A 10,576-nucleotide genomic window follows, 5' to 3' on the forward strand; every position below is an offset into this window, starting at 1 on the left:
TCTTCATCTGATGATTGTTGTATATCTTCTTCAACACGATCCATGAAATCTTGTCTTACTTCAATACGTCCATCTTCATCATTTTCTTCTGAATCAATCACTTCAGTATGAATTGCATTTCCTGGTGTTTCATCATTTACAACCGCTTCACGTTGTTGTTCAGTACCATCTTCAGATACAGTTGAAGTAGATTGCTCATCTTCATTCGTTTCATCTTCTGCATCTTCTTTTACTTTAGCAACCGTTGAAACAAATTGATCATCACCTAAGCGAATTAAGCGAACACCTTGTGCTGCACGACCATTTTGAGAAATATCTGCAACATCTAGTCGAATAATGACACCTGCATTAGTAACAATCATTAAATCTTCTTCACCAGTTACTGTAGTGATACATACAACATTACCATTACGCTCAGTAATCGTAGCTGTTTTAATACCTTTACCACCACGATTTGATAAACGATAGTCATTAACTGGCGTACGTTTACCATAACCATTTTCAGTAACTACTAATACTTCATCAACACTGTTTGCATGAGCTACATCAAGCCCTACAACTTCGTCACCTTCACGAAGTGTAATACCTTTCACACCCGTTGCTGTACGGCCTAAAGGACGTAATGTTGATTCAGGGAATCGAATTAATGATGCATGTGATGTACCAATCAAGATATCTTCTTGACCACTTGTTAAGCGAACTGCAATTAACTCATCATCTTCTCTGAACGAAATCGCAATCTTACCATTTCTATTTATTCTTGAGAAGTTACTTAATGCTGAACGTTTAACGACACCACGTTTAGTTGCAAACACTAAGAAGTTGTCTTCACTTTCAAGGTCTTTAACAGCAATCATTGTACTAATGACTTCATCATTTTCAAGTTCAATAGCATTCACTACAGGAATACCTTTAGACTGTCTTGATAACTCAGGCACTTCATAACCTTTAAGTTTGTATACACGACCTTTGTTAGTAAAGAACAATACATGGTCATGTGTACTTAAAGTTACCAATTGACTGACAAAATCTTCTTCCAATGTATTCATACCTTGAACACCACGACCACCACGGTTTTGAGCACGATATGTAGATACCGGCAAACGTTTAATGTAGTTATTATGGCTTAGTGTAATTACAATTTGTTCTTCTGGAATGAGATCTTCATCTTCTAAATCTTCAAATCCACCTAATTGGATTTCAGTACGACGATCATCACCGAAACGATCTCGAATTTCTGTTAATTCATCTCTAACTAATTGTAGTAATACTTCTTCATCAGCTAAGATTGTTTCTAATTCACTAATATAATTTAATAACTCATTATATTCAGCTTCAATTTTGTCTCTCTCTAAACCTGTTAGACGTCTTAAACGCATGTCTAAAATAGCTTGAGCTTGTTTTTCAGAAAGTTTGAAGCGTTGTTGCAAGCTTTCCATTGCAACTTTATCTGTATCTGACTCACGAATCGTTGAAATAATTTCATCGATATGGTCAAGTGCGATACGTAATCCTTCTAAAATGTGGGCACGATCTTTAGCTTTACGTAAGTTGTATTGCGTACGTCTTCTAACAACTGTCTTTTGATGCTCTAAATAATGTACCAACGCTTCTTTTAAATTAATAAGCTTCGGTCTACCATTTACAAGTGCAATCATATTCACACCAAATGATGTTTGAAGAGGTGTTTGTTTGTATAAGTTATTTAAAATGACACTAGCATTTGCATCCTTACGCACATCAATAACGACACGCACACCAGTACGTAAACTTGTTTCATCACGTAAATCAGTGATACCGTCAATTTTCTTGTCACGAACGAGCTCTGCAATTTTTTCAATCATACGAGCCTTATTCACTTGGAAAGGAATTTCAGTGACAACAATACGTTGACGTCCGCCTCCACGTTCTTCAATAACTGCACGAGAACGCATTTGAATTGAACCACGACCTGTTTCATATGCACGTCTAATACCACTCTTACCTAAAATAAGTCCAGCAGTTGGGAAATCAGGACCTTCAATATCCTCCATTAACTCAGCAATTGAAATATCAGGGTTCTTACTTAAGCTAAGTACACCATTGATTAATTCTGTTAAGTTATGTGGTGGAATATTCGTTGCCATACCTACCGCGATACCTGATGCACCATTGGCTAACAAGTTAGGGAATCGAGCAGGTAAGACTGACGGCTCTCTTTCATTACCATCATAGTTATCGATAAAATCTATTGTATCTTTATTAATATCACGTAACAGTTCAAGTGTGATTTTAGTCATACGCGCTTCAGTATAACGCATTGCTGCTGCGCCATCTCCATCCATTGAACCAAAGTTACCTTGGCCATCAACAAGCGGATAACGATAACTGAAATCTTGAGCCATACGTACCATTGCTTCATAAATAGATGAGTCACCATGAGGGTGATATTTACCCATTACGTCACCAACGATACGTGCTGATTTTTTATATGATTTATCCGGTGTCATACCTTGTTCATTTAATCCATATAGTATACGACGATGTACTGGTTTTAAACCGTCACGAACATCTGGCAATGCACGAGCAACGATAACACTCATCGCATAATCTAAAAATGATTCACGCATTTCACTGGTAATGTTTCGTTCATTTATTCTTGATTGAGGTAATTCAGCCATCAAGAGTTCCTCCTTCAAAAGTTCAGTTCACAGCGCTTAGAAGTCTAAGTTTGCATAAACTGCATTATCTTCTATAAATTGTCTACGGTTTTCTACAACATCACCCATTAACATTTCAAATGTTTGGTCCGCTTCAATCGCATCTTCAAGTTTTACTTGTAAAAGAGCGCGGTGCTCAGGGTTCATTGTTGTTTCCCATAATTGATCTGCATTCATTTCTCCAAGACCTTTGTATCGTGCAATAGACCATTTTGGTGTTGGATTCAATTCAGATTTAAGTTTATCAAGTTCCCTATCATTGTATACATAATACTTTTGTTTACCTTGTGTCAGTTTATACAACGGTGGCTGTGCAATATACACATAGCCTGCTTCAATTAACGGTCTCATAAATCGATAGAAGAATGTTAATAACAATGTTCTAATATGCGCTCCATCCACATCGGCATCAGTCATAATGACGATTTTGTGATATCTTGCTTTCGCTAGATCAAAGTCGCCACCGATTCCTGTACCAAATGCTGTGATCATTTGACGAATTTCATTGTTATTCAAAATTCTATCTAATCGTGCTTTTTCAACATTTAATATCTTACCTCGTAATGGTAAAATCGCCTGCGTTCTAGAGTCACGACCAGATTTTGTAGACCCCCCGGCAGAGTCCCCTTCGACTAAGAAAATCTCACATTCTTCAGGACTTTTACTAGAGCAATCGGCTAATTTACCTGGAAGACTTGCTACATCTAACGCTGATTTACGACGTGTTACTTCACGCGCTTTTTTCGCAGCAACACGTGCACGTGCCGCCATAATACCTTTTTCAACCACTGTACGTGCGACTTGTGGATTTTCATATAAAAATCGTTCAAAGTGCTCTGAGAATAATTTATCTACAACTTGACGCACTTCAGAATTACCTAATTTTGTCTTCGTTTGACCTTCGAATTGAGGATCACCATGTTTGATAGATATAATTGCTGTCATACCTTCACGTGTATCTTCACCAGAAAGTCTATCTTTTTCTTCTTTCATAATCTTGCTACTTAAACCATAACTATTTAAGACACGCGTTAATGCACGTTTGAATCCGTCTTCATGCGTACCACCTTCATACGTATGAATGTTATTTGCGTAAGTTAAAAGATTTGTGGCATATCCTGAGTTATATTGAATCGCAATTTCTACTTCAATATCATCTTTAGATTGATGAATATAAATTGGCTCATCATGAATAGGTTCTTTATTTTCGTTCAATAACTCAACGTACGATTTAATACCGCCCTCATAGTGATAGGAGTCTTCTCTAACGTTTTCTTCATCACGTTCATCTCTTAATGTGATTTGAATTCCTTTGTTTAAGAAAGCAAGCTCTCTAATACGCTGCTGTAATGTTTCATAGTTGTATACAGTTGTCTCTGTGAAGATTTCTCCATCTGCTTTAAAACGAATGACAGTACCTGTCTTATCAGTTGTGCCAACTTCTTTTAAGTCAAATTGAGGTACACCTTTTTTATATGCTTGATGATATATAGTCTCATTTCTGTGTACATATACTTCTAAGTCTTGTGACAATGCGTTTACAACTGATGAACCAACACCATGTAAACCACCAGATACTTTGTATCCGCCACCGCCGAATTTACCACCAGCATGTAAAACAGTTAAAATAACTTCGACAGCTGGACGTCCCATTTTTTCTTGAATATCAACTGGGATACCACGTCCGTTATCCGTTACTTTAATCCAGTTATCTTTTTCAATAACAACTTCAATTTTATTTGCATAACCAGCTAATGCTTCATCGATACTATTATCGACAATTTCCCACACTAAATGGTGCAAACCTCTCTCTGAAGTCGATCCTATATACATACCTGGTCTTTTACGTACTGCTTCTAAACCTTCTAATACTTGTATTTGCCCAGCACCATAATTATCCGTGTTGTTTACATCTGACAATGCAGTCACCATCGCTTTCTGTTACTTTATAATTTCACCTTGATTAATACGATACAATTTAGCGTTATTCATGATTTCATGATCAATACCATCTACAGATGTCGTAGTGACAAATGTTTGTACTTTATGCTGAATCGTACTTAATAAATGCGTTTGACGCGAATCATCTAATTCACTGAGTACATCGTCTAATAATAAGATGGGATATTCCCCAACTTCGATATTCATTAACTCAATTTCAGCTAATTTAATGGACAAAGCCGTTGTACGTTGCTGTCCTTGAGAACCATATGTTTGAGCATCCATGCCATTCACATCAAAACTTATATCATCTCGATGTGGTCCGAATAAGCTAATGCCTCGTTCTTTTTCTCTTTGCATATTATCGCTAAGAATAGACATAATTTCTTCAAGTCGTGCCGCTTCATTTTGAGCATAATCAAATTTAAGACTAGGTAAATAATTTAGCGACAACGCTTCTTTATCATTTGTGATACCAGCATGAATCGGTTTAGCTAACGACTCTAGCTCTTGAATAAAATGTGCACGTTTATCAGTTACTTTCATTGCATATTCAGCAAACTGCTGATTTAATACTTCCAACATTGTTAAGTCCTTTTTTTGGCCTAATTGTAACTGCTTTAAGTAATTATTCTTTTGCTTTAAAATACGTTGGTATTGAGCTAAATCATTTAAGTAAACAGCAGAAATTTGGCCCAACTCCATATCTATAAAGCGTCGTCTTATTTGAGGAGAGCCTTTTACAATATTCAAATCTTCTGGCGCAAATAGAACCACATTGAGGTGTCCAATATATTGAGTTAGACGACTTTGCTCTAAGTGATTCACTTTGACTTGTTTACCTTTTTTAGTTATAAACATTGTTAATGGCATCGTGCCGTGTCTATAACTAAGCTCACCTTCTATTTTAGCATAATCAGCATTAAAACGTATGAGTTCCTTATCATTACTCGTTCTATGACTTTTTGCTAAAGCTAAGGTATAAATTGATTCAAGTAAATTTGTCTTTCCTTGTGCATTTTCTCCAATGAGGATATTCACGTCAGGATGACATTTCAACGTAACCTCATCATAGTTACGATAATTTTCTAATTGGAGTGTATTTAACTTCATTGTTCACCTTGATGAATGATTAAGAAAGAACCAGCATCTTCAGGTAATTCTGGGATATCTATACGATCTTGATGTTCTAACTTTTTACCGCGACGTGTTTCACGCACTCCATTAATTAATACTTCAACGTCTTGCAAGAACCATTTTGCTTGACCACCAGATTCAATAATCCCTTCTGTTTTTAGAAATTGACCTAAATTAATGTCTCCTTCTACTACAACTTCTTGAACCAAAATAATCACTCCATTTCTTTGTGTGTCATTAATATATTATACCTTTTTTTGTCACAAATTTCATTTAAAATAGAGGTAGAAACCGTTTACATATAAATAATTAATTCTTATTTTTTGGCAATACTGTCATTTTCAATTTTTTAACGCTATTTAACGGCGTTTAACTTTAATATTCAACTTGTTATTGACTATTAAAATTTTAAATTTAAAGGGCATATAAGCACACTTATTAAATTTTGGATACATTTGTCATAAATTTAATTGGCGTCTTTTATTTGCTGTTTAAAATGCTGTCAAATTTATTTTACATACGCATCTAGAATTATTTTTGCCAAAAAATAAAGGATGACGTTTTAATTAATCACGTCATCCTTTATTTATATTTATTTTTAGTAAGTTCTGATTGGTAAAATTAATTGCGTTACCGAGTCGTCACCTTTTGGTTTTAGAATAAATGGTTTCATTGTACCGAAGAATTCAACTTCAACCTCATCATTATCGATTGCTTTTAAAGCATCCATCATATATTTAGAGTTGAATGAAATTTTCAGGCTACCACCTTCAACATCGTTTGCATCAACTTCTTCTTTTACAGTACCAATTTCTGGTGATGTAGAAGATAATTCAACAACGTCATCACCTGTACTTAATTTAATAACGTTATTACCACCTTCACGTGCTAATAAAGAGGCACGATCAATCGCATGATAAAACTCCCCATTGTCTATACTTAATTTAATTTCATAGTTTTCAGGGAATAAACGTGTTGTATCAGGATAATGTCCTTCTAATAATCGAGAAATAAAGTTCACATTTCCAACTTTAAATAAAACTTGGTTTGAAGCAAAGAAGATATCAATGTCTTCTTCATTGTCAGACATAATTTTATTTAATTCAGCTAAAGCCTTACCTGGAATGATGACATTTTTGTTTTCAGAAACATCTTCTAACTGCAACTTTCTTACAGCCAAGCGGTGTGAGTCAGTCGCTGTGCATATTAATTCATTTTCTTGTATAAGCCAGTTCACACCAGTTAGTACTGGGCGTGTTTCTGAGGTGGACACTGCAAAATTCGTTTGTGCAATCACGTTTTTAAGCACTTTTACCGACAATTGAATTGCGTCATCTCTAGAAACTTGAGGTAATAAAGGATATTGATCTGGATCTAAGCCACTTAAATTAAATTCAGAATGACCTGATGTAATTAATGTCTGGAATTGTTCATTTGTAGATAATTTAACATCTTTACCAGGTAATTTTTTTATAATATCAACAAAGAATCGTCCAGGAAGTACTACTGAGCCTGTTTCTGAAATATTGACAATATCTTCGCCATCTACAGTTTTAGGAATAGTGATTTCTATTGAAATTTCAGAGTCTGAACCAGTTAATATAACTTCATGTTCTTTCGCATCGATTTTGATACCAGTTAATATAGGTAATGTTGTTCTTGGTGAAATAGCTTTTAATGTGTCATTTAATTGTGTAATAAAATAATCTCTTTTAATAGTGAATTCCATCATTAATTAAAACTCCTTCCAGTCGTTTATATATAATTATATAGGTTTTAAGTTCTTAGTAATAGTAGTAGGTGCTGTGGATTGGTGGATAAGTCGTAAAAACATAGATTTGGCGAAGTTATACACATGTTGATAACTTGTGTATGGTGTGTATGACTTTTAAACATTATCCACAAAATGAGTTTTGCTCATCTTGTCACATTAGTATATAGAAATGTAAAAAATGACAGTTATTATTAGTGCTGTTATATAACAGATTACATTTCCCAAAGTTTCCTACTTATACATTTCTTATTTCTTTTTCAAGATTCTCTACTTCTTGTTTAAAAATAGGATCTTCTTTTAAATCTTTAGATATTTTTTCATGAGCATGAATGACGGTCGTATGATCACGCCCACCAAATTCTTCACCAATTTTAGGTAATGAGAAATCTGTAAGCTCTCTAGACAAGTACATAGCTATTTGACGCGGATATGCAATTGACTTTGTACGTTTTTTTGCACTGAAATCTTCAATCCTAACATTATAGTACTGGCCTACAATTTTTTGAATATCTTGGATGGTAATCTTTTTAGATTTTGGTGCTTGAATGATATCTTTTAAAGCTTCAGCAGTTAATTCAGTTGTAATTGGTTTTCCTAATAATTGTGAATATGCAAGTAAACGTGTTAATGCACCTTCTAATTCACGAATATTAGATTGAATTTGATTTGCTATATAATTTAAAGCTTCTGGTGGAATATCTAATTTTTCTTCTTCAATTTTCTTCTGCAAAATTGCCATTCGAGTTTCATAATCTGGTGGCGTAATATCAACAATTAGCCCCCATTCAAAGCGTGAACGTAATCGGTCTTCTAATTGTGCAATTTCCTTTGGTGGTCGATCACTCGAAATAACTATTTGCTTGTTATTCTGATGCAATTCATTAAAAGTATAGAAAAATTCTTCTTGTGTTTGTACCTTGTTTTGTATGAACTGAATATCATCGATTAATAAGACGTCGATATTACGATATCTTTCTCTGAAAGCTTCACCTTCGTTATCACGAATTGATTTAATAAATTCATTTGTGAATTTTTCACTTGATGTGTAAATCACTTTGGCATCTGGATTATTATCTAAAACATGATGACCAATGGCATGCATTAAATGGGTTTTTCCTAAACCAACCCCTCCATAGATAAATAATGGATTGTACGCTTTGGCTGGTGCTTCGGCTACAGCTAAACTTGCTGCATGTGGAAAGCGGTTACCAGGTCCGATTACAAAAGTGTCAAATGTGTTATGGGCATTGAATTGCTCTCTACCAAGCACATGATTATCCTCAGTTGTTTCAGTAGAAGGTTTTGTTGTTTCTTTTGGAGTAGCAGTTTCATTATTACTATAATTTGCTAATTCTTCAGTAGTAATAAAGTGAGGTTTAACTTCATAGCCTACAACATCAAATAAGATTGCTTGGATAATTTCAGCATATTGTTGATTTAACCAATTTGCATTAAAAGGAATACTCGATAATACGATAGCTTCACCATCTTTAATCGTGTAAAGCTCAGTATCTTTTAGGAAAGTTGAGTAACTTACAGCTGATAATTTTTCTTGAGCAATTTCAAGCACTTTTTCCCAAATTTCTTTTTCCGACATAAATTTACTCCATCTTTCTTAAATTTTTAAGTTATACACAAAAATAACAGCCGTGGATAACTTCTAAACACACCATGTTAATAATTATCCACAAGTTAATAACAATCGGTGGATAACTTTATCCTGCTTATTAGTTATGCACAGTATTTTTATGTAAATATCAATAAATAAATCCTTATAAAATCATGAGTTGGACGACTTATCCACACAATTATACTTTTTCAGTTCTCTATATGTCAAATACCTGTGAATATGTTGCTAAAAATAGTATAACTTTGTGTGTAATTTCTAATTATCCACAATTCTGAAAACTATAAATGTGCATAAGTGGATAACTTTTCCTTCTATAGAATATCTGTTAGTGAGTGTATCAAAACAGCTTGGGAAATAATTTATAAAGTATGTATAAGAACTGTATAAGGTATTCAAACATTGTAAACACTCATGCTTCGGACCAAACTCATGGTGATGTTATGAAATTTGATTGCTCGCATCGTGTATTTCTATCTTTAATCGATAAAAGTAAAAAAATTGAGCAGTAGTATAAAATGAACTTGCGTTATAAAAAGGATTTTGTTATATTGTAGTAGTTGCTTGAATTATGACTAGATAATCAATGAGCTAATACGAGAATTTTAATCTAAGAAACGCAAAATCTTATCTATTAAAGTGATCAGAGTCTGCATAATCTGGTATATTAGATAACTGTATAAAGATGGAGGTGTTTTGCATGGTAAAACGTACTTATCAACCAAATAAACGTAAACATAGTAAAGTTCATGGTTTCAGAAAACGCATGAGCACAAAAAATGGCCGTAAAGTTTTAGCGCGCCGTCGTCGTAAAGGCCGTAAAGTTTTATCTGCATAAGATCACTGACTCATCAGTGATCTTTTTTTTCGTTTAAATTAAGAATAAATAGAAATTTATGTTATAAGCTCAATAGAAGTTTAAATATAGCTTCAAATAAAAACGATAAATAAGCGAGTGATGTTATTGGAAAAAGCTTACCGAATTAAAAAGAATGCAGATTTTCAGAGAATATATAAAAAAGGTCATTCTGTAGCCAACAGACAATTTGTTGTATACACTTGTAATAATAAAGAAATAGACCATTTTCGCTTAGGTATTAGTGTTTCTAAAAAACTAGGTAATGCAGTGTTAAGAAACAAGATTAAAAGAGCAATACGTGAAAATTTCAAAGTACATAAGTCGCATATATTGGCCAAAGATATTATTGTAATAGCAAGACAGCCAGCTAAAGATATGACGACTTTACAAATACAGAATAGTCTTGAGCACGTACTTAAAATTGCCAAAGTTTTTAATAAAAAGATTAAGTAAGGATAGGGTAGGGGAAGGAAAACATTAACCACTCAACGCATCCCGAAGTCTTACCTCAGACAAACGTAAGACTGACCTTAGGGTTA

Annotated in this window: 8 protein-coding genes; 2 read left to right on the forward strand and 6 right to left on the reverse strand. The window is 34.0% G+C overall.

All coding sequences use genetic code 11. From position 1 onward, the window contains the following. The 6 genes from gyrA to dnaA all read right to left on the reverse strand — a co-directional run. Positions 1-2,660, reverse strand: a 2,660-nt coding sequence (gene gyrA / locus IDG60_RS17660) for a DNA gyrase subunit A (protein WP_206161006.1), incomplete at its 3' end; no start/stop codon positions are given. A gap of 36 nt (positions 2,661-2,696) precedes the next feature. Continuing rightward, entirely contained in the window at positions 2,697-4,631 is a 1,935-nt protein-coding gene (gyrB, locus tag IDG60_RS17665) for a DNA topoisomerase (ATP-hydrolyzing) subunit B (protein WP_000255578.1), read from the reverse strand. A 9-nt stretch (positions 4,632-4,640) separates the two neighbouring features. After that, a complete protein-coding gene (recF, locus tag IDG60_RS17670; protein WP_000775113.1) occupies positions 4,641-5,753 on the reverse strand; it encodes a DNA replication/repair protein RecF in 1,113 nt (370 codons plus the stop codon). Next, positions 5,750-5,995 carry a S4 domain-containing protein YaaA gene (gene yaaA, locus IDG60_RS17675; protein WP_001789359.1) on the reverse strand — a complete coding sequence of 82 codons (246 nt, stop codon included), beginning with the start codon at positions 5,993-5,995 and terminating at the stop codon, positions 5,750-5,752. The genes recF and yaaA overlap by 4 nt, the downstream gene beginning before the upstream one ends. Before the next feature lie 380 nt (positions 5,996-6,375). Beyond that, complete coding sequence (gene dnaN / locus IDG60_RS17680; protein WP_000969811.1) at positions 6,376-7,509, reverse strand: DNA polymerase III subunit beta; 1,134 nt, start codon at positions 7,507-7,509, stop codon at positions 6,376-6,378. Between the two features lie 277 nt (positions 7,510-7,786). After that, positions 7,787-9,148, reverse strand: coding sequence for a chromosomal replication initiator protein DnaA (gene dnaA / locus IDG60_RS17685; RefSeq protein WP_001290433.1), 1,362 nt, complete (start codon positions 9,146-9,148; stop codon positions 7,787-7,789). A 730-nt stretch (positions 9,149-9,878) separates the two neighbouring features. Between dnaA and rpmH the strand changes: the two genes are divergently transcribed. Both rpmH and rnpA read left to right on the forward strand, forming a co-directional pair. Continuing rightward, positions 9,879-10,016 (forward strand): 50S ribosomal protein L34, encoded by a 138-nt coding sequence (gene rpmH / locus IDG60_RS17690; protein ID WP_000240855.1) that lies wholly within the window; start codon positions 9,879-9,881, stop codon positions 10,014-10,016. A gap of 120 nt (positions 10,017-10,136) precedes the next feature. Beyond that, entirely contained in the window at positions 10,137-10,490 is a 354-nt protein-coding gene (gene rnpA / locus IDG60_RS17695) for a ribonuclease P protein component (protein WP_001789343.1), read from the forward strand. The last annotated feature ends 86 nt before the right edge of the window (positions 10,491-10,576 follow it).

This window comes from Staphylococcus sp. EG-SA-2, assembly GCF_017152085.1.